This window comes from Microcoleus sp. bin38.metabat.b11b12b14.051, from assembly GCF_013299165.1.
Taxonomy (GTDB): domain Bacteria; phylum Cyanobacteriota; class Cyanobacteriia; order Cyanobacteriales; family Microcoleaceae; genus Microcoleus.
In genome coordinates, this window is record NZ_JAAFKD010000001.1 from 304,448 (window position 1) to 323,756 (window position 19,309).

16 protein-coding genes are annotated in these 19,309 nt (G+C 48.8%); 3 read left to right on the plus strand and 13 right to left on the minus strand.

Translation table 11 applies throughout. The features are described 5' to 3' along the window. Positions 1-128 precede the first annotated feature (128 nt). The 8 genes from QZW47_RS01370 to QZW47_RS01395 form a co-directional block, all read right to left on the minus strand. Positions 129-5,384 carry a response regulator gene (locus tag QZW47_RS01370; RefSeq protein WP_293122589.1) on the minus strand — a complete coding sequence of 1,752 codons (5,256 nt, stop codon included), beginning with the start codon at positions 5,382-5,384 and terminating at the stop codon, positions 129-131. Positions 5,385-5,462: 78 nt separating this feature from the next. Then, positions 5,463-5,663, minus strand: a complete 201-nt coding sequence (locus QZW47_RS30075) for a helix-turn-helix domain-containing protein (RefSeq protein WP_366930781.1) — start codon at positions 5,661-5,663, stop codon at positions 5,463-5,465. Then, positions 5,611-6,282 carry an HNH endonuclease signature motif containing protein gene (locus tag QZW47_RS01375; RefSeq protein ID WP_293122592.1) on the minus strand — a complete coding sequence of 224 codons (672 nt, stop codon included), beginning with the start codon at positions 6,280-6,282 and terminating at the stop codon, positions 5,611-5,613. Before QZW47_RS01375 ends, QZW47_RS30075 begins: the two co-directional genes overlap by 53 nt. Positions 6,283-6,423: 141 nt before the next feature. Next, a complete protein-coding gene (locus tag QZW47_RS01380; protein WP_293122594.1) occupies positions 6,424-9,516 on the minus strand; it encodes a HAMP domain-containing methyl-accepting chemotaxis protein in 3,093 nt (1,030 codons plus the stop codon). Positions 9,517-9,660: 144 nt separating this feature from the next. Beyond that, a complete protein-coding gene (locus QZW47_RS01385) occupies positions 9,661-10,194 on the minus strand; it encodes a chemotaxis protein CheW (RefSeq protein WP_293123379.1) in 534 nt (177 codons plus the stop codon). Positions 10,195-11,568: 1,374 nt separating this feature from the next. After that, positions 11,569-12,327 (minus strand): CHAT domain-containing protein, encoded by a 759-nt coding sequence (locus QZW47_RS01390; RefSeq protein ID WP_366930791.1) that lies wholly within the window; start codon positions 12,325-12,327, stop codon positions 11,569-11,571. Next, entirely contained in the window at positions 12,276-12,566 is a 291-nt protein-coding gene (locus tag QZW47_RS30080) for a hypothetical protein (protein WP_366930782.1), read from the minus strand. Before QZW47_RS30080 ends, QZW47_RS01390 begins: the two co-directional genes overlap by 52 nt. Then, positions 12,538-12,837, minus strand: coding sequence for a hypothetical protein (locus tag QZW47_RS01395; protein WP_293122597.1), 300 nt, complete (start codon positions 12,835-12,837; stop codon positions 12,538-12,540). The genes QZW47_RS30080 and QZW47_RS01395 overlap by 29 nt, the downstream gene beginning before the upstream one ends. A gap of 273 nt (positions 12,838-13,110) precedes the next feature. On the opposite strand from QZW47_RS01395, the gene QZW47_RS01400 reads away from it, so the two are divergent. Then, positions 13,111-13,329 carry a hypothetical protein gene (locus QZW47_RS01400; RefSeq protein ID WP_293122600.1) on the plus strand — a complete coding sequence of 73 codons (219 nt, stop codon included), beginning with the start codon at positions 13,111-13,113 and terminating at the stop codon, positions 13,327-13,329. On the opposite strand, the gene QZW47_RS01405 is transcribed toward QZW47_RS01400, so the two are convergent. From QZW47_RS01405 to apcA, 5 genes are all read right to left on the minus strand, one after another. After that, a complete protein-coding gene (locus tag QZW47_RS01405) occupies positions 13,274-13,564 on the minus strand; it encodes a hypothetical protein (protein ID WP_293122602.1) in 291 nt (96 codons plus the stop codon). The genes QZW47_RS01400 and QZW47_RS01405 overlap by 56 nt on opposite strands. 91 nt (positions 13,565-13,655) lie before the next feature. Beyond that, positions 13,656-14,876: an FtsW/RodA/SpoVE family cell cycle protein gene (locus tag QZW47_RS01410; RefSeq protein WP_293122605.1), complete on the minus strand. Its 1,221-nt coding sequence runs from the start codon at positions 14,874-14,876 to the stop codon at positions 13,656-13,658. 407 nt (positions 14,877-15,283) lie between these two features. Continuing rightward, complete coding sequence (locus QZW47_RS01415; RefSeq protein WP_006634929.1) at positions 15,284-15,487, minus strand: phycobilisome linker polypeptide; 204 nt, start codon at positions 15,485-15,487, stop codon at positions 15,284-15,286. Between the two features lie 384 nt (positions 15,488-15,871). After that, complete coding sequence (apcB, locus tag QZW47_RS01420; protein WP_006634930.1) at positions 15,872-16,357, minus strand: allophycocyanin subunit beta; 486 nt, start codon at positions 16,355-16,357, stop codon at positions 15,872-15,874. Between the two features lie 176 nt (positions 16,358-16,533). Further along, positions 16,534-17,019, minus strand: a complete 486-nt coding sequence (gene apcA, locus QZW47_RS01425) for an allophycocyanin subunit alpha (protein WP_265234273.1) — start codon at positions 17,017-17,019, stop codon at positions 16,534-16,536. 989 nt (positions 17,020-18,008) lie between these two features. On the opposite strand from apcA, the gene QZW47_RS01430 reads away from it, so the two are divergent. Together QZW47_RS01430 and QZW47_RS01435 are read left to right on the plus strand one after the other, a co-directional pair. Beyond that, complete coding sequence (locus QZW47_RS01430) at positions 18,009-18,794, plus strand: hypothetical protein (RefSeq protein WP_293122621.1); 786 nt, start codon at positions 18,009-18,011, stop codon at positions 18,792-18,794. Positions 18,795-18,845: 51 nt separating this feature from the next. After that, on the plus strand, positions 18,846-19,211 hold the full coding sequence (locus QZW47_RS01435; protein WP_293122624.1) for a hypothetical protein: 366 nt from the start codon (positions 18,846-18,848) through the stop codon (positions 19,209-19,211). Positions 19,212-19,309 lie beyond the last annotated feature (98 nt).

Genomic DNA, 19,309 nt, shown 5'->3' on the forward strand with positions numbered 1-19,309 from the left:
CGCACTACGAACCTTACTTATTGCAGTAAATCGTCGCTCAGAAATGCTGTAATCGATCGTCATATGATACAAGTCCTGCGAGGACTTCAATCCTCACAGAACCCACAGCCTTTTAAACATCACCTAACTTACACAACAGCCGGAGCACCAACAACTTCACCCTTCAACATCCGAGCAGCAGCATCCATCAATTGCTCCTCCAAATAAGGCTTGGTGAAATAGCCTTTCGCGCCCAAACTGTAAGCCATTTGGCGGTGTCTGTCAGCACCGCGAGAAGTTAGCATTGCGATCGGCAATTCACACAAAACCGCATCCTTCTGCATCCGAGAAAGTAGCTCTAAACCATCCATTCTCGGCATCTCAATATCGCAGAACACGATATCGCAAGGCAGCCCGGATTTCATCTTTTCCCAAGCCTCCTTACCGTCGCGAGCTTCCTCAACTCGGTAGCCAGCTTTCTCAAAAGTAATCGACAAGAGCGATCGCACCGTAATCGAATCGTCCACAATCAACACAGTAGGCTCAGTCTTCTCAACTTCCGCCTCAGCAGCAGCTCGATCGCTCTCCTCCCAAAGCGTACCGCCAGCTTCCTTCCGCAGCCTGCCAGTAGCCAAATCGATCAGCTCCAGAACGTCCGCAATCGCCACGATCCGGCCATCCCCGAGCACCGTAGCACCCGCAATCCCGATCGGCTTGGGCACAGGCCCTTCCAACTGCTTGATCACGATTTCCTGTTCCGTCGAAACCTGATCCACCTGTACCGCCAAGAAATTCCCAGCAGAGCGCAGCACGATTACCGAAATCATGTCATCGTCAGTATTAAACCCGTAAACGCTGCCCCGGCCCAAATGGCGGTGATAAGGCAGCAAATCGCGCAGCGGCCGGAACGGCAAAATCGAACCCCGCCACTCAATGCAGGCCAAACCGTCGGCGCCCGCCGTCACCCGATCGCGAGGTACATCGATCATGTCCTCCACCCCGTCCATGGGGAAAGCAATCCGAGCTCGATCGCTAATGCAAGTCAGAGCCTTAGAAATACTCAACACCAGAGGTAAACGGATCGTAAATACGGTGCCTTTGCCGATCGTCGAATCAATGCCCACAGTCCCCCGAATCTCCTGCAAAGAAGTCCGCACCACATCCATACCGACCCCGCGGCCGGCGTACTCCGTCGCCTGTTCCTGAGTGCTGAAACCGGGCATAAACAGCAAGTCGTAAACTTCCGAGCGAGACATTCTCTGAGCCTGAGCAGCCGTCAGCAAATTCTGCTTGATCGCCTTTGCCTTTACCAGTTGCGGGTCAATTCCCGCCCCGTCGTCAGAAACCGAAATCACCGTTTGATTTCCTTGGTGGAAAGCCCGAATCGTAATCCTGCCGACTGCCGGCTTCCCGGCCGCCAGACGCACCTCCGGCGGCTCGATCCCGTGAGTAATCGCATTATTCACCAAGTGCGTCATCGGGTCATAAAGCTGATCCACAATCATCTTGTCGATCGAAATATCCTTACCCTCAACCTGCAACTGAGCTTGCTTCCCGCACTTAATCGCAATTTCCCGCACCGCCCGGAACAGCCTGTCCGTCGTCTCCGCAAACGGCTTCATCCGGGCGCGATTCAAACCTTCTTCAAGTTGAGTGGTAACTTGACGCAGTTGGCGAGTCACCTGATCCGCCTCATCCACCAAAAACTCGATGTCCGCCGCCGACTCCCGCACCCGCACGATCAGCTCGATAATCTCCTGAGCCAAACTGTGGAAAGGAGTAAACCTGTCCATTTCCTCTGGTCTCCAGGCACTTTCCCGGCTGTGGGCCGACTCCTCATTGCGCCATGCCGATCGGTGTCCTTGGCGGTTTGCCAGCAAAGCAATCTCCAAAAGACTCCGCTCGTAGAAATCCTGAGTCCGTTGGCTGACATCGCTCAGCAGCGCCACTTGGTGGAGCAAATTGTCCAAAAACTGCCGCATCCGTTCTTGGTCTTGCTCCAAACTGTTCCGGTTGACTACCAGTTCCCCCATCAAGTTGCTGAGGTTGTCGAGTTGCTTGACCGGCACCCGCATCGTCTGGTCGCCGAACCCGCCCGCCCTGGCATTCCGCCTCGATCTGTTGAGCGCCGACGGCCCGATATTGCTTTCCCCCTGTGAGCGGCCTGAGTCTTTGGAATCTTCTAGCAATTTTTCCAAATCGCCAAATTCGTCATCGGACACTGCCACAACAGCAGGCACAGGTTTAGTCGCAGCTTTATTCACCGCGATCGGCGGTGCTGGAATTTCCGGCATAGTTGCGCTCTCGCTGAGCAACTCTTCGAGATCCGAAAAAACTTCCGTGTTCACCGGGCTAGAATTTGTTCCCCCAGATGCTGCCACAGCAGCGCCAGCACCCCCTGCAATTAGCAGTGCTTCTAAATCGTCAAAATTGCTTTCGGCATCATTTTCTGAGCTCGCTTCGGCGCTGTTAAAGAAATCGGCTAGCGATTGATCTTCCAAATCCGAAGCATCTTCATCAGTCGATCGATCGCCCGTATCCCACAAACCCGAAGTCAGTTCCGAAGTTACCAGAGTCCCAGCATCCATCGAATCCAACAAATCATCAAAACCCTCCAACTCTTCGGTGTTGAGAGTCGCTCCTGTTTCCAGAGCAGCCAGCAAATCAGCATCGCCCTCAAACATATTGTCAAGAGATTCTCCAGACAACGCCTCTAAATCGCCAGCACCAAAATCTGTTTCCAGCGCGTCAAACAAATCATCCTCGCCGCTAGAATTCTCAGGAGCCTCTGTTGTCGATTCGGGTCGATCGAACAAATTCGCAGCCTCAGAACCGAATAAATCCTCACTTCCACCAGCCGCCAACCCCTGCAAATCAAGAGCAGATCCCGCATCAGCAGCCCTCACGGGCGTTTCCCCAAACATATCCTCCAACAAATCGAAAGCATTATCATCAGACCCAACATCTAGGCCCGCAGGGGTAGAAATTTCCGCATCAGAACCGCCAGACAAAGCCACAAGTTCAACTCCCACCAAATCCGTCAAACCTTCGCCACCGCCAGATTCCGACATCGAGAACAAACTCGCCAATTCGTCCCCCTCTGCCGCAGCCGCAGCCGCACGCTGAGATTCAGAATCCGCATCTAAATTCAGCCAATCATCCCCTTGTCCCGAAGCTTCCCCGTCATACTCAGTACCAGTTGGTACAGAACCGAACAGCTCAACCAAATCCGCAGCTTCTTTAGAAGTAGCAGCTCCTTGCCAATCCCGCACAGCATCATCCTCAGAAATCGGGCCAGAATCAACATCTCCAAACAGCGCATCTAAATCCGTATCCTCCAGCTCCAAGTTTGCCTGTGGTGCAGACTCATCTTCCACGCCAAAAGCATCTTCCAGCCAATTTCCATCCGCAGAGATATCTAAATCTGAGTTTGATGTCATATTAAGAACGCTGTCAATTTCCTCGTTTAGTCCGCTGCCAGTAGCTAAATGCCGATCGCCCTCCGAAGAAAGGAAACCAGAAGAAATGCTCAACAGCTCGCTCAAATCCGTATCCTCATCAGAGAGAGAGAGCAACTCAAAATCATCAACCGACTGCCGATCCAGCGCCCCAGCCGCCCCCGAATCCCAAGGCTCATCGTTGAGATCGTCGCCATCTGCAGAAACTGCCGGAACTCCTTCGCCTACTGTTTCCTCCAAACTGCCAAACAAATTATCCTTTGCAGCCGCCTGTTGGGAAGCCACAGCAGAAGTTTGGGCCGCCACCTCATCCAATAGCGAGGACAGCGCATCTTCCTCAGCTTGGCCGCTGTCAGCATCCCTGATTTTCTCGGGCAGGTTCAAACCGCCTTTGTTAGCCTTTTGACCTTGTTTGCGAGCCTGCTGCTGTTTCAAACTAGCACTTGGGCGATCGGCCGCCAGCGCCGAACCGTCCCGCTCGCCTTCAAACAGCAAATCCTCCCCAAACAAACTGGTGAGGTCATCAATCGGAGGCGCCGCCCCTGTTTCCGAATTTTCCACCAGGTATTCGTCAAACAACAAATCCGTAAAATCGCCGGAATTATCATCATCGTCTGACTCCAGCAGTCCCGCCGTCGGCATCCTCAAAGACTGGGCGTAGTCGAAGTCTTCTTCTTCTTCCCAAGCCCCGTCTAGATCCGGAGATTCACCATCAAACAAATCAGCTAAAGTGTTGAGTTCGGCTGCCCCCACCTCCGGGCCAGTGCGGGTCGAGGTTCTAAAAGAACCCGTATCGATATCCGATTCTCCAAACCCTGGGGAATCGCCGAACAAAGCCGATTCGCGGCGCGATAGCTGCGCCCCGCGTCCCGCGCTATCATCGCTTTCGCCCCCGTCGAGTTGGTCAAACAGCTCCTCCATGCTCAGCCCTGAAATAGTCGGCACCAGTTGTTCTGGCTCCTGAGAATCCCCAAACCCGTCGAGATCCCAGCCCGCATCCTCAGCAGAAACTGCATTTGTCCTCAACGTACTGGGTTGAGCGAATGCCAGCAAATCCTCAAAATCTGTTTGTGGAACCACAACCGGCGGCAGTAGCGCCAGAAGTTTTGCACTCGGTTCGATCGACTCATATAGACCCGAAAGCACCAGTTCTTGGGCTTGTTTGATATCCTTGATCGCCATTGGGGCTAAGGTGCGGTAGGTATTTGCTGTGTTGGCGATCGCCTTTTCCACCACACCGATCAACTCTACCCAGCGGGGCAGTTCAAATTCCTCCCCAGCCAAAGCCAACTTCCGACAAATATTTTTGAGCTGGCGCCTACTTTCTGCCCCTTCAGGCTGCTTAAACTCTTGCAGCATTTCCCGCATCCTCGCGGGCACATCCGACTCAAATACTATAGAAAGCGCGCTTTCTTCTGGATCTTTATCAAATGCGTAAACTGACCCCGATCCAGCAAAACTCATCTCGGAGTTAAACGCCCCAACTCCCATCCCCGCTGCAACTTTTTGAGGTATTGGCAGCGGGCCGCTCTCCTCTGCATCGTGTCCCGAATGTCCGACGAGTCCCCCCAAATGCCCGTTGAGTTCTTCAAATATCGGTTCCAAATCTCGAACCATCTGCTCTCCCAACTCCTCTGTCAGCCCAAAAGGCCCCGACAGTTGCTCTAACAGCCCTTGCAAGGTGTCAAAAATTCGCAGGAACAGGGATTCTAGCTGTTGGTCTACCTTAACGCTGCACTCTTTTAAAACTTTAAAACTATCTTCTAGTCGGTGAGCCGTTTGCTGGATGCTTGTCAGCCCCAGCATCGCTGCTCCTCCTTTGACAGAGTGAGCGGCCCTAAATACTTCGTTTACCAGTTCTGGGTCTTCGATCGTCGATTGCAAGTTCAGCAACCCTTGTTCGATCGTATTGAGGTGGTCTTTTGCCTCCTCAATAAAGTAGCCCATTATCCTCTGTTGTTGCTCCGGCAGCATAGTTTTATTCCTGATTTTAAGTGTTTTTGTATTGGGTCTATTTTAGTATTCTTAGAGAATATCTCTGTAAATCTCTCCCCTTCCCAACAGAATAATCTGACTGCGAGATATTGCAAATGTCCTAGCTATTTCTGCTTTCGATATCCCCTCACCTAAAAGATAGCGAATCTGCTGCACCTGTTCGGCTTTTAGTTTGCGGTTAGGGCATATCTTGCCAGGAACGAAAGGAAAGCGGTTTTTTTCGCTTGGCATCGCGGGAGTTATCGGCGGGAGTTCCTTCCCACAAATGGTCGGGATTGACACAACCGCGATCGTCGCAACTGTGACACGCAAAATAACCCGGTTTTACAGGTCGTCCCAGTTTGTTTTCCAGTACCAGTCTGTGAGCGTAGAAACTTTTAGTTTTGCCACTAATTTTAGTACCCTTAATAGCGTAACCATCACTTCTTTTAGCCAAGATACAAATCATGCAGCCATTCGGCTGTATTTGGGCCCGAATACCAGGAATTATTTCTACGCCTCGCGGTCGTTTTTGAGGTTTAGGAGCAGATGTACTTCCTACATCTTTAATTCGTCCTTTTCTAAACCTATCTTGAGAATTTTCTAGTCTAGAACCTTCCCACAAATGATTAGGATTAATGCAGTTACGAACATCGCAACTATGACAACAAAAGTATTCTGATCTAATCGGACGACCTAAGATATTTTCTAATCCTAAACGGTGAACTGTAAGCCTTTTCCATTGACCGTCAATCTTAAGTCTTTTGTTGGCATAGCCCCTGCTATTTTTTGAGAGAGTACAGATAATACAGCCAGTCGGCTGAATCTCACCAAATATACCAGGAACAACCTCTACTATGTTCTTGTCCATCTGTACAACTCCTAGTTTATTTAGGTGCTAGATTAGCCTCCCCGCAGCGGTTTCAAGGCTGCGAGGTTGCTTTCTGTCTATCATTATTGCCACAGAAACGTGGTTGTAAGTCAGCAAGTAAAAAAAGCATTAAACAAGCAATTATTGTCTTTCTGCTGTTTCTACTCGGAACCTTTCTACCGATGTCAAAAGGTCGCGAGCAACACCTACCAAATTTTGCAAAGCACCGGAAACTCGCTGCGCTTCTTGGGACGTTTCCTGAGCAGTTAATTCGACAGCCTGCATCACCGAGGCCACCGAGCGAGCTGTTTCGTTCTGCTCTACAGTATCGGCAGTAATCGATCGCACTAACACGTCAATTCGATTAGTTACTTGAATGATATCTTCAAGCGATCGTTTCGCCTGTTCTGCCAATCTCGTACCCTCAATCACCTGCTGCGTCCCTTCTTCCATCGCCGTCATCACCGCGCCGGTTTCACTTTGAATCTGCATCACGATCTGCTCGATTTCTTTCAAAGACTTAGCCGATCGATCTGCCAACTGTCGCACCTCATCCGCGACGATCGCGAAACCCCTACCCGCTTCCCCTGCTCTGGCGGCCTCAATACTGGCGTTGAGGGCCAACAAATTCGTCCGAGAGGCGATCGTCGCAATCAGAGCCACAATCTTAGAAATTTCTTGAGAAGCTTCCGCCAACCGCTTGACTTTTCTCGTAGTTTCTGCTACTGTTTCTCGGATTTCCAAAATCCCGGCCACCGTCCGCTCCACAGCCTCGCCCCCTTTCAGAGCCGTTGCCGCCGCGCCCCGGGCCACTTCTTCCGCCTCTCTAGCGCTCTCTGCGACCCGCTGAATCGCGTCGGTGAGGACTTGCACCGAATTCAGAGTCGCCGCCAGTTCCTCAGCCTGCCGCAGCGCGTCGGAAGACAAATCGCCCGCAAACTTGGCACTATCCGTAGCGCCTTTGCTGACCTCCCGAGCCGCCTGCTTCACCTGATGGACGATTTCGCGCAGGTTTTGAATAGTCAAGTTAAACGAGTCCGCCACAGCGCCCAAAACGTCAGCCGTCACCTCCGCCGTCACCGTCAAGTCGCCCCGAGCCGCTCCTTCCACGTCATCTAGCAAGCGAATCACTTGGCGCTGCAAGTCTTCTTTTGCCTGTTCTTGCTCGTCAGACTTGCGCCTGGTATCGCTAATCGTAGTTTGGATCACCTTCGCCATGTGGTTGAATTTAGCAGCCATTTTGCCAAATTCATCTTCCGAATAAATCGTAGCGCGAGCGTCCAAAGTTCCTTGAGATACAGCATCGAACTGAGCTTGCAAATTGTCCGAGGACTTGCGAACCTGCTTAGCGATCAACTGACCGATGCCCCAAGAAGTCAAAAAGCTTGTAAAGCCTGCGGCTGCGGTCATTACCCAGCCTGTTTGGCGCAGGTAAACGATCGCCTCCGGCTTGTCTTGGCGCAGAGCTTGATAGGAGGCAATGTTAGTCACGAAAGCCACAGCTACCAGAGAAACCAGTCCCGCCCCGATTGCCGTGTACAACTGTTTGGTAAACAAAGGGGCATTTTCCAAGAAAGCCAATCCCCCCTGTTCAACAGTCACCGAAGTATCGATCGCTTCTGTTTCTGTGGGAGCAAAAGTCGGCACCGACGGATCGGCCGGGCCGGAAATGCTAAATATCTCGTCATCTCGAATTGCGGAGCCGTCGCTGTTATCAAAGTCCAGGCTGCTGCCGCTCGTGCCCATCATGCCGCTGGTCGAGTTGCCGAAACTCGTGTTACCTCTTGTCAGGATAGAACTGTTGGCATCTTCTGAGATGTCAAAGTCCGGCAAATTCCCCAAATCGTCAAACTCGTCAAATTCGTCTAAAAAGCCGCTGTGTTCTTGAGTGTTGCCAGTTTTGGGCGACCAGTCGCTGCTGTTTTTGTTGGCGGCCCCGAAAGCTGTCGCTTGCTCGTTTTCGTCCATCGAGAAAGCATCGCTGAAAGCATCGTCATCAAAAGCGTCTAACTCGAAGCTGTCTCTAGAGCCAAATGCCGGGGGCTCCGAGTTGCCGTAACCGTTGCTGTTCGAGTTGGAACGATCGACCGAATTAAATTGTCCTCGGCTCGACCTTTGGCTTTGAGAGTTGGGGACGGCACCCCCCATCAGCAGCGTTTCGTCTTCCGCCAGCGAATAGTTTGACGAGTAGTCTGCATCCGGTTCCGGCTGCTTGTTTGACGATCGAGAAGACCCGAAACCCGACGAGGGGAGCGGCGAGGCAAAGGGGTCTGCGTCTTGGGCTGCTCCTGTGGCGCGGCTCGCCCCGCCTGTCTTGGGCGGCGTTTGGTAGTCGTAGTCGTCGTTGAAGTCGAGTTCCTCTGGCAAATTCAGGGGCGCAAAAGGTTCACCAAAATTGTCATCCGAGGGCCCGGTGCGGGAGTCTAGCTGGTTAGAGTCAAAGGAATTCTCCATTTGAGCTGCGCCTAAACCTTGACCGTTGAGCATTTGAGTCGGAGCTTCTGAAAACGAATGTCCCGAGTCTGGTGCGCTGTTCCCTGACAATTTGGCACCTCCCGAGCCCGCACCACCAAACCCTGCGTCATCGGCAAAAGGGTCTCCAAAGTCCGAGCCGTCAAATTCATCCATGTCTAGCGGTGACGAAGCATCAGCATAAGCAGCCATCGCCCCGCTGTCGCTAGCAAATGGGTTAGAATGCGAAGTTAAATCTTCAACCGAAGCCGCGTGCGAGTCGTCTTCTGCTTCCCAGGGAAAGCCGCTCATCCCCAAGTCTGCCAAGTCCTCGTTTTCCAAATCCTCTGGCGATTGAGTCTTCGCCGAATCGGATGATGGGGCATTGCGACCGAAAAGTGCCAGATCCGGGTCTTCTAACCCTTCCTCCATAGATATGTCTGGGTAGAATTCCAATTCTGTTTCAGCAGACAAAGCCTCGAAATGTTCCGTCTGCAATTCGCCGGATAAAAATTGGTCTGTGTAGGTAATTCCGTTGTTAGCGTGTTCGACCAAACTCGGGTCGTCGCTCAGACCTAGCACAACATTGTACTGTTCCCGTGCCACCTCGTACTGTTGCAGTCCGTAACAGTAGATGTGTCCGCACAGCAGCCGAGCGCTGGGGTCTTCGGGAAAATCTTCTACTAATTGATAAACTAGGGCCGCGGCTTCTGAATAGTTGCCATCCATGTAAGCCACTTCTGCCCGTTGGTAGTCCTGCTGAAAGTTGGTACTTGTTGCCATTTGCCGCCCTCTTTTGATTTTTGATTTTTGATTTTTGATTTTTGATTTTTATCTTGAATGTGTTTAGATGCGCGCCTCAAGTCGTGTGACTGTTAATGGTTAGACCCCAATCGAAAATCGCAAATCGCAAATCTAAAATCGATTTCACGCTGCCCACCGCGCAGAGCGCAGAATTTTCACTTGATCTAGCAGTCGGAGCACTTTAGTCGCTTGTGCACCTAACATCCATTCTCCCCTCAGAAATGGAATCATGCCGTCTGGTGCATTGTTTTGGGAGTGCAATTGCTCTACATCGAGCCAGTCCATCCCCACAATTCGATCGACCGCCAGCCCCAAAATCGTATCTTGGTCTTCCACAGCCACGATCGGGATTTCGGGTCTGTCTGTGTTCAGAGGTGTCTGATCTCCCAGAAATTGACCGAGGTCTGCCACCCAAATCACTCGTCCTCTCATGTTTAGCGTACCTAAAAGCAAAGAAGAAACGTTGGGGATGGGTGTCATCCGGTCTGGGGAGGGCGATAGTACCTCTCTAATCCCTGTCGCCGGCAGTGCGAACTCGTTCCCCGAAGGAACGTAGAACCGCAGGTGCAGCTCGCCTTCGGGAGTTTCCAGTTCTTGGAATTCCGGAGCCTGATCTATGCCTTGTCCTGGTAATATAAAGTCTGGGCTGCCACTAATCATAATTCTGACACCTAATTTTCTAGCAAATTGTTGACCTTTCGGGCCTTTGAATATCCCGATCGCCACTTCGACGGTCGAAACTTCACACACCCAAGCTTGGCACAACCTCCGGGGTGAATGGCGCGACTGCCAAAAAGTGCTTTGCCATAGATGTGATCCATCAATAATTCACGCCACCATCAATAATTCACGCTTCATTTGCTGACAAATTAACTTTAATTGACTCAGAACCATGAATTTCTAACCCTGAAGCTTGCCTTTGTACTACCACCGCCGTCTAAATTCGTAAAACTTGCGGTCAATTTCTGCGATGAATGCTGAACCGAAACTCGAATTAGCCCCGAGTTGTTGACATTGCTGGTGTCGCAACAATCATGAACTTCCGTCACTTAAGACTATCGAGTGCACTCTCGGACTTGATGGAGAAATGCCCAGCAATGACTAGCTCTGGCATCGGTTTTGGCGAGTGGAGGCAGCAAGTGGAGAACAAGTATATTATATTATTTGCACTTTGAGCCTGCGGCGGCCCGCGGGAGTCGAGAAATTGAGCCGAGTTCGATGTGGGCCCTCATCCGAGGGCTAGGATTGATACATTCTAGTTTAGGATGCGATCGCCTCAAACCCTCATTTGTCTGTTACCCCACTCTGAACGCGCCCCAGCCTGACTCGGGTACAAAAAAGCTCCAATCGTGACATCAGTGCAGAATTTATCCAAAAAAATCAGGACACCCAAAACATTGTTCCTAGAAAAAATTATGCCCAAAACCCGGAACCTTTGCTTGCAGACAATCTAAATTTGCATAAATTATACCAGCTCAAAAAACCACACAACTCGATATCAGCGCCAAACCCTTTCCCCGTCTGTATATTCGCTAATTTAAAACCACAAATTTACAATGATATTGTCGCACATTTTTTTTTGATAGAGATTTTGTCAAAATAGCCTGAATCACTTTTGCAATCTTGTTTGAGATAGTTTCACCTGTTGTCCCTGGTCAAATGTCAACTGAATGAACTTAAAAATTTATTAAAACTGTATTTATTTAGCTTACCCAAAAAGCTAGACATTGTTGTGAATTTAAAAATGAAAATTAAATAATTTTTGCTTTTTTACTTGTTACTTATTACCAGGAATAGGCTAGTAACACAGTTCCGGAGGCTCTGCCTTCTTGTACCTCGTAGCTTATAGCATAGAGGACTGTAGGAGATAGTTAAGTTATTAATTTTTCATTCTTTACTTAGATTGTCTGCAACTGTCAACCAAGAGCAATGCGACTCACTAAAAACTGTCCAAAAAGAGTTATCAAACAATCTCCGTATCTATTTCTCCTAGTATTTTACCCGTACTTATCTTAAGTAAATAAACCATATTTATTGTCTTATTCTACTTCCCCAATCAGCGTAAACGCCGCCCAAGACAGGCGGCTCAGGGTGCATCTTCATTGTCATCAGCATCGCTTGTCGCAAAGCTTGACCTTTATTCGGGTTTTGCTGTAACTGGCGATAAAATTCTACCATTAATTCCGCTGTCGCCACATCGGGTACTAACCACAGAGAAACGATAATACTGGAAACACCAGCACTAATTAAAGCACGAGATAACCCAAGCACACCATCGCCTGTGAGTGTTCCTCTGCCAGTATTGCAAGCACTTAGTACCACTAATTCAGCATTTAATTTTAAATCCAATATTTCGCTATAAGTCAGCAATCCGTCATCATTTCCAGAGGGATCAAGGGCGATCGCTCCCGGTAAACCTCGTGTCTTCACTTCATTGAGTAATCCGTGAGTTGCCAGATGAATCATCCGCGCTTTTACCATCAGTTGCGCGATCGATGCTTTAGTCGCTTGAGAACCTGTAATTGCTTGAGTATTCAGAAGTTTGGCAATGGTAATTGCTTCCTGTTCGCTGCCTGGTAAGGGAGGTAATTGCTGCGGCGGGTTGCCAATTTTGGGCATAATGGGATTGCCGACAACCAGGTTATTTGAGAGAGAAAGTTGTCGGTTTTTTTGCCGTGATTGGCGGGTTAACTGCAAAAGTTGAATTGCCGGAGCGGTGAGGATGGTATGTTTTTCAATCAGATATTGACCTGTTTCATCTTGTAACGCGACAAAGAGAAGTAAAAACAGGGATTGATGGGAATGAAGACGATGGAAGCATTGGGATCTGCGGGTAAAATATCGGAAATTGGTTGAATGAGTATTTGATAAATTTGCTGTAATTTGGGGTAGATTGTGCTACGAGAACGAGCAGGGGTAGAATTAGGGCGATTAGCTGCTTGTTGATTGGTGATGTCTCCCGCCGACACACCCAGAGCATCGCGAGTGCCGCGAATTATCTCAGAAATGGCGGTATCTTGCTCGTTCAATCCTCTCCTGCCGGTCTTTAATTTGCCGATAAATTATTAGTGTTTGTTGCCAAGACTGTAATGCAGCTTGAAATTGACTAATTTGATACTGCTGAAACTCTTGCTTTAACAGCCGATCTGCTTCGGCTTTGTTGGATTCAGCTTGAGTTTGAGCCAAGGCCTGAGAATTGATGATTTTAAATTGAGAATTAGGGATAAATCTAACTTCGCCTACAGTCAGCGCCGCTAAGATTGAAGTCAGTACCGACCATCCTATTTTTTGCAGTTTCATAACTTTTGATAAGCCTCTGGTTGGAAAATCCGCTTGACGTATCAAGATATTGCTAACACGATTTGCACTTCTGGCGAGTAACTGTAACGGGAATGTTGCGGAAATTGCAGCAGCAAGGGTTAATCAGTCGAGATGGCGCGGCATTTAATTTTTAACAACGGTGTTTTTGTGTCACCTTTGATTTGTTTGGCTGCCACCCTCAATCCCTATAGCAAGCGAAAGGGATTTGCATCTAGATAACCCTGTCTAATATTAAAGCTCATATCCCGCTGGATGAGAATTATTGGTGTTGCTGTTCCTCCCGCTCTCTACAGCAATATTTTTGCAGTCATAAAAGATATAATTAAGTGGTGCATCTATTTAGGGAAAAATTCAATGGCTAACTCAACTCCAGAAACACCAAAACCAGACAAAAAAGAATTAATTGACATCACAGCTAAGCCTCAAGAACAGCAAGAAGAACCGCCCAATAAGGGCGACGGGCGGAAATAGATAAGACGGCGGTTGAAATCGCAGATAAGACGGCGGTTGAAATCGCGTCTACACAAACGAAGACTGCGGTTTCAACCGCCAGAAAGTCAAACAAAGCAGATCCCACGGCGGTTTCAACCGCCAGAAAGTCAAACAAAGCAGATCCCACGGCGGTTTCAACCGCCAGAAAGTCAAACAAAGTCTGCCTCCGCAGTGTAAAGAAAATGAAGAAAATAACGTAATTTTCATCGCGCATTCTTCAACCCGCGGAGGCGGGTTTTGTATGTATCGACGCGGTTTCAACCGCCGAGTCTTCTTCTTTCTGAAACCGACATAATATTGACAAACTACTCGGTTTGTGTGTTGCCGTTGGTCGATCGCAACTTCGGCTTTCCCGGCTGTCCCCGGCGGCCATCCAGAGAAACCACCTCAGCCTCAGAGCTCTCCCTAGCCACCCGAATCAGCAACCCCGACAACAAAAAACTCGCCACCATCGAAGAGCCGCCGTAACTAAAAAACGGCAGCGGCAAACCCGTAGTCGGCAAAACCCCCGTCGCCACCCCAATATTCAGCAGCGACTGTCCCACCATCACCACCATCACCCCAATCGCCACCAACTGAGACTCAGCATTCCGCGCCCGCATCGCCACCCTCAAAGCCACCGTAGCGTAAGCCGCCAACATCAGTAACAGCGAGAAACCTCCCACCAAACCAAACTCCTCAGCAAACACAGCAAAAATAAAATCGCTGTACTGAATCGGCAAATAAAATAACTTTTGCTGCGACATCCCGAAACCAACGCCCCAAATCCCGCCAGAACCCACAGCCAGAAGACTTTGAACCAACTGATAACCATCCTGCATCGCATCAGCCCAAGGATTGAGAAAAGACATAATCCGGCGGCGCTGATATTCCTTAAAACTAATACTTAAAACCGCCAACAGCATTCCCCCTACAGCCGTTGCACCCAACTGCAAGTAAGGCAAGCCCGCCGCCAAAGCCACCAGCCACAAAGTCATCCCGCACAAAGCCGTCGTACTCAAGTTCGGCTGCAACAAAATGCCCAACAGCATCGCACCGAAAATTAACAGCCAAGTAAACCGAACTTTATTCGTCAATCGAGGCCAATTGCCGAAAATGCGGGCGCTTTGCAGAACGAAAAACGGTTTAATCAACTCTGAAGGTTGAATAATCGGCACCGGGCCCAGAGATATCCAGCGAGTTGCGCCGTTGACTGTGGTTCCCACTCCCGGAATTAACGTCAACCAGAGCACTCCCAGCAGCACCAGAATTCCCAACTGAGCTGTTTTCATCAGGTAACGCAGGGGAGAGTAAACCATTAAGTTAAAGCCCGCCAGCCCGATCGCCACTGCGATTAGTTGCCGTTTAAAATAGTAAAGGCCGTCTCCCAATTCGGAATTGGCAATGGGATAGGAAGCCGAGAACAAAGCCGTCAGCCCTACAAACAGCCACAAAAAAGTCAGCCACCGCAGCCATCGGGCCTCCGCAGCCCATTGCGACGCGCTGGGGTCAAAAAATGGAATGAAGCGTCGAAGGTCATTAGTCATTAGTTATTAGTCATTAGTTATTAGTCTAAGCTGTTGTGCATTTGAATTTAATTTTGGGGCGCTGCTCAAAGCCCACCCCACAATAATTTCAAGAAACAAAATTGTAAACATCAGATGCACGCCAGCTTAATTCGCTGTGGTCAAAAACCGGATTTTTTAGCCAAATATTTGCTTAAAACTCTCAATGTCGATTTAAAAACCCGGTTTATTTGTGGGCGAGTGGATAAGTCTTATCAGCTAATTAGCATTTAAATTGCACATCAAGAAATAATCAACCTCTTGTGGGGTGGGCTTTGAGCATCGCCTCAAATATCCAATTTTAATGTGGAACAGCCTAACTAAAATCATAACAAACAAAAAAGAGGTCGCGATCGACCTCTTGCCCTCTATCAATCCATTCTCGGATTTTAAAGTAAGCCAGTATTAGCTCCGGGCTTACCGGTAGCCAGTTGCACTTTAATAATTCTGCCGCCCATTTTCATAATTCTTTGCTGTTCCCGGAACCAGTTGTCATAGGGAACCAGCTTAGTAAAATAGGTATTTTGCAATTCGCGCTGAGTGCGGATGCGAGTTTGGCTGGGGACGCAAGCAGTCACTTTAAACATTCTCATGGGAAACAAACTCCTGAGTAGGTTTACAGATTTTTAGATGGATTTTAAAAAGATTGAAGTCAGGGAGTTAGGAGTCAAAACTAGCTCGTTAAAACTCGTCGGGCTTTCTCGACTGGCCTTTGACGGTCTAGCAATCACTCTCAATTTCCCTGACTTCTTTCAAAGCTAAAGGTAACAAGTCCAAAGTTAAAAGTTAAAAGTTAAAAGTTAAAAGTTAAGAGTTAAAAGGGGTAAGAAATAAATCTTCTTCCTTCTTCCTTCTTCCTTCTTCCTTCTTCCTTTTTCCTTCTTCCGACTTCCATCGGACTGAAATCCGTTACATCTGTTACATCTGTCACATCCGTTACAGAATCCGTTGCCGAACTTCTTCCTTCTGCCTTAGATTTAGCTCAAGCCAGAGCAGATGTAGTCGAAATAGACGCCCATTTCTTTACCAGCGTCAGAACCGACCAAACCGGCGGTGACTTCTTTCATTGCTTGGATTGCTTGTACGGTAGAACCGATGGGCACGCCCAAGGAGTTGTAGGTTTCTTTCAAACCGTTGAGCACGCGCTCGTCGAGGATGGAAGGATCGCCAGCTAGCATGGCGTAGGTGGCGTAGCGAAGGTAGTAGTCCAAGTCGCGGATGCAAGCTGCATAACGACGAGTGGTGTACATATTGCCGCCGGGACGAGTTACGTCTGAGTACAACAGAGACTTAGCAACTGCTTCTTTGACGATTGTGGCTGCATTGGCGCTGATGGCGGTAGCGGCGCGGACGCGCAGTTCACCAGAAGCGAAGTAGTTCTTGAGCTTGTCTAATGCGCTGATGTCGAGGTACTTACCTTGAACGTCAGAGGAATTGATTACGGCGGTAATTGCGTCTTGCATGGTTGTCTTGTTTCCTAGAAAGTGGCTGAGTCAGTCCAATTTTGGAGCGAGAATTTGAGATTTGGGATTGGGGATTTGAGATTTACAAGTAGTTGATTATCTGCAAAAGCTATTGGCTTGTTGTCAGTAACCCTCGATTGTTCCATCAAAAATCTATAATCAAAAACCTAAATTCCTTACTGCATCGCACCGATAACGTAGTCGAAGTAGGAGGAAGCTTCGGAAGCATCTTCTCCAGACAGCAACGAAGAAGCTGCATTCTTCATAGCGCGGACGCCTTCGGCAACTGCTGCAATCGGGGTTCCGAGAGAGTTGTACATTTCGCGGACGCCAACAATACCGATTTCTTCGATCGGAGTAATGTCGCCAGCTACGATTCCGTAGGTGATCAAACGCAGGTAGTAGTCCAAGTCGCGCAAGCAAGTTGCGGTCATTTCTTCGCCGTAAGCGTTGCCGCCGGGAGAAACAACATCAGGGCGCTTTTGGAAAAGTTGGTCGCCTGCTGTCTTGACGATGCGTTCGCGGGATTCGCTCAAAATTTGGGCGATGCGGACGCGACGTTCACCAGAGGTGACGAAGCTCTTGATCCGATCTAATTCGCCTGGGCTCAGGTAACGAGCTTCAGCGTCTGCGTTGACGATTGATTTGGTGACGATACTCATCTTGTGTGTACCCGCTGGATATTTTGCTATTGCGAACTGCTCCGCGTTGAACGGGCGACGGCGGGCGCTTTCATCCCGTACCTTTCGCTTCGCTGGTGGCAGGAGCTTTGACGGGGAAGGGTGGACTTTCCACAGCCTGCAACTGTTGAAGTTGTTAGCGGGTGTCTGCCTTCGCTGTTTAACGGCGCTCGTTCTTCACGCCGGTGCGGTTGTGAGTGCTCGCACTGAGCCTGTCGCTTAGAATACCACAAATGATTGATGCGATCTTTAATCTACGATCGAGATTGCAGCAGATCGGTTAAGTGGCGATCGAGTGACTGTCCGGCAGTTAGTCAGAATATTGCTTCTCTAACGCAACTACCTCTCGCAAGTATTTTGAGGCATTATGTTCACATTCTGAGTGTTACCGTAATAGTTTGTAACATTTATTTTCATTTTTGGGCCCTCGGTGGGGTCTGAGTCATTAAAAATTCAAAGTCTTAAAATCGCTCAAGTCTCATCTCAGCAAGGTTTACAGCCATCGACTCTTCAGATGTGTGTCCCCAAGGTGGCGGCGTGAGGCTCAAACATTTCTGTGTGGGAACCTGGTGCTAGAGACAGGTGAGAGATAGAGGGGCGACAGGTGCGAATCGGAAATGGTGACTTTTAAGCTTGTAGCTAAATTTAACTCGGATCTCTCGTCCAGAAACGGATGCAATTTTCCGACTTGCGATCGCACGCTAACGCAAAATTTGAGATTTAGGTACAAATTCCCAGACTCATGTAATCAATCTCAAATCCAAAATCGATCGCACGCTAACGCAAAATTTGAGATTTAGGACAAATTCCCAGACTCATGTAATCAATCTCAAATCCAAAATCGATCGCACGCTAACGCAAAATTTGAGATTTAGGTACAAATTCCTAGACTCATGTAATCAATCTCAAATCCAAAATCCAAAATCCAAAATCTAAAATCGATCGACTCTCACTTTGTAACCAGGTGCGCCGTGAAAAGAAATCTATCAGCCATTAAGAAAGCTTTGCAGTTTGGGATTAGCGGTGCTGTCGGCGGTTTCGCCGGCAATCTCATCACCGAACCTTTCATGCACCATCTCAACGATTCAACATCTGTTTTTGACAGTGTATTGTCCACATCTCGCTGGTTTGGATTGGTAGGTGGCGGCATTGCTACGGCAATTATGTTCGGCTATTATTACTATATCAAAGGCAAGCCACAAATCAAACAATCTTTAAAAAATGGCGGATTGTTTGGTATCATATTCGGGGCAATTTCTGGCGCGATAGCCGAAGGTATTTTTAGCGGGATTGGTGACGGCGAAAACGAAATATTGCGAGTGATTTGCTGGGGAATAGCTGGCGGTTTGTTAGGGCTTGGACTTTCCAAACGCATTCCTAATTTAGGAACCATGCGCGGAATGGGTGGCGGCGGTGTCGGAGGCTTGTTGGGCGGTTGTTTGTTTATTTTGTTTGCTTATACTTTATCCGGGACGGCGGGGCGTTTAGCTGGCTGTGCTGCGATCGGCTTTTGGATTGGAATTATGCTAGTTGTGGCCGAAACTTTGTTTAACAAAGCTTGGCTGGTAATTAGTTACGATACTGGAACCAATCGCACTCTGACTATTGGGGCGGAACCGGTGACTTTTGGTAGCGATGAAAATTTGTCTATTATCTACATTCCTCATGTTGCGCCCTTAGCAATGCGGTTTCATTTGGAAGCGGGACAAATTGTTTGCGAGAATTTTGATGGCGGGGCGGTGAGCTATTTGCGATAGGGCGATCAAAAGAGAATTGGCAACTGTACAATTACAGTTGGTAACTCAGACTTGCCGGTTACTAATTCTGCTCAGACTACGCCGACTATTTTATCACAACCATCCCCAGCCAATGCTTTTAGTAGCGGTGAATTTTTGCTTAAATTAGGAAGTCGAGTTATTCCTCTAGCTGCGGGCACTCAGCTATTCACTTCTGACATTCCGAGTTTAACGACTACGGCATCTAACGGTGTGGTAGCGGTGGTGAATTTTCGATCGCCAAACGAGCTATCATTGGGATTGACCAATTTGGGCGATCGTTCTTGGTGGGCGACAGACAGTCAAGGTGACATGAAAATGATTGAACCTGAAAGCACTCTAACATTAGCCGTGGGAACTAAAATCGAATTTGGTGAAATCGAGGGTGAAGTTATGTAATAATTGTAGTTTAATTTTAACTAATTAACTGGTTTCCACGCAGAGATTGGAAACCAGTTAATCGGAAGCTCCGCCTCATCGCAAGAAAAAGACAGATA

Coding starts and splice junctions, on each gene's coding strand:
- QZW47_RS01370 (WP_293122589.1), bottom strand. CDS start 5,384: ATGGGCTACTTTATTGAGGAGGCAAAAGACCACCTCAATACGATCGAA.
- QZW47_RS30075 (WP_366930781.1), bottom strand. CDS start 5,663: ATGCCAAGCGAAAAAAACCGCTTTCCTTTCGTTCCTGGCAAGATATGC.
- QZW47_RS01375 (WP_293122592.1), bottom strand. CDS start 6,282: ATGGACAAGAACATAGTAGAGGTTGTTCCTGGTATATTTGGTGAGATT.
- QZW47_RS01380 (WP_293122594.1), bottom strand. CDS start 9,516: ATGGCAACAAGTACCAACTTTCAGCAGGACTACCAACGGGCAGAAGTG.
- QZW47_RS01395 (WP_293122597.1), bottom strand. CDS start 12,837: ATGAAACTGCAAAAAATAGGATGGTCGGTACTGACTTCAATCTTAGCG.
- QZW47_RS01400 (WP_293122600.1), top strand. CDS start 13,111: ATGAGAATTATTGGTGTTGCTGTTCCTCCCGCTCTCTACAGCAATATT.
- QZW47_RS01405 (WP_293122602.1), bottom strand. CDS start 13,564: ATGCGCGATGAAAATTACGTTATTTTCTTCATTTTCTTTACACTGCGG.
- QZW47_RS01410 (WP_293122605.1), bottom strand. CDS start 14,876: ATGACTAATGACCTTCGACGCTTCATTCCATTTTTTGACCCCAGCGCG.
- QZW47_RS01415 (WP_006634929.1), bottom strand. CDS start 15,487: ATGAGAATGTTTAAAGTGACTGCTTGCGTCCCCAGCCAAACTCGCATC.
- apcB (WP_006634930.1), bottom strand. CDS start 16,357: ATGCAAGACGCAATTACCGCCGTAATCAATTCCTCTGACGTTCAAGGT.
- apcA (WP_265234273.1), bottom strand. CDS start 17,019: ATGAGTATCGTCACCAAATCAATCGTCAACGCAGACGCTGAAGCTCGT.